The organism is Mycobacterium sp. NGS68, from assembly GCF_059812195.1.
Map to the genome: position 1 here is coordinate 1 of NZ_JCALCE010000079.1, position 1,245 is coordinate 1,245.

A 1,245-nucleotide genomic window follows, 5' to 3' on the forward strand; every position below is an offset into this window, starting at 1 on the left:
GGCGAGTTCGCATGGTCGTCGCAACACTCTCGATTTTGAGAGGTTGCGGCGGCCATGTCGTTTTTGGAGGACTGTGTTCAATTCGGGGATCGGTTAGCAAAGCTGGTTGATGCCGGCGTCGCTGTGCGGGAAGCCGGGGAGCAGCTGGGGATTTCACGCCAGCGGTGTTATGCGATCCTGCGGGCGACTGGGCGACCGGCCGGCTCGATACGAGCTGGCGGGAGGGGGGTCGATCCTGCGGCGGTGGTGGCGGTATTCGACGCGACAGGTTCGGTCAATGCGGCCGCCAAAGCCAGTGGCATCACCCATGCTGCAGCGCGGCGGGTGCTGGTCGATAAGGGTTTGATCAGCACGCAGCGCCAGCCCTATGGCAAGCCGGCAGCGCGAGCCCGGTTTCATGAACTACTGGCATTGGGGTGGTCGGTGGGTCAGGCGGCCCGCGAGGTCGGTGTTCATGTGCGTACGGCCCGGGATTGGCGCGACGGTATCCGCAAGATCGGCAACACGCGAGTGCGCCCGGACGGCACGGTCAACGATTACCGCCGCTGCGTGCGCTACGCATCTCCGGTGGCCCCTACTGCTGTTGTCAGCGCCCCGAAGATCAATAGCCGGTACCTGTCGTTGCCGGATCGGCTCGCCATCGCTGATGGACTGTCGACACATCAGACTCTGACCGCGATCGCCGCCGGGATCGGTAAGCACAAATCGACGGTGTCGCGCGAAATCCGGGCCCACAGCGCCGGCGGGTTGTACCTGCCGTATCGGGCCCACAGCGCGGCAGCGGCGTCGCGTGCGCGCCCCAAACAGTCCAAACTGGTCACCAACCAGAACCTGCGCCAAGCGGTCAAAGACGGACTATCACGGCGGTTGTCGCCTGAACAGATCTCACATCGCCTGGTCAAGGATTTCCCCGACGATGAGAGCATGCGGGTGTGCCCCGAAACGATCTACCAGGCGCTGTACTTCCAGGCCCGCGGCGGCCTCAAACGCGAAGTAGCCCAAGCACTGCGATCCGGACGCACCCGACGCAAACCCCACCGCCAACCTGACCAACGCACCCACCGGTTCATCGACCCCATGGTCATGATCTCCGACCGCCCCGCCGACATCGAAGACCGCGCAGTGCCCGGACATTGGGAAGGCGACCTCATCATGGGCCACGCCAACAAGACCGCGATCGCCACCCTGGTCGAACGCGCCACCCGCTACACCATGCTGGTGCACCTGCCAGAGGGCCATCACGCC

1 protein-coding gene is annotated in these 1,245 nt (G+C 64.7%); it reads left to right on the forward strand.

Annotated features, from left to right (window positions below; all coding sequences use genetic code 11):
• Window positions 1–405: 405 nt before the first annotated feature.
• A partial coding sequence (locus tag AC5Y5V_RS31320; protein WP_499942952.1) for an IS30 family transposase occupies window positions 406–1,245 on the forward strand: 840 nt, incomplete at its 3' end.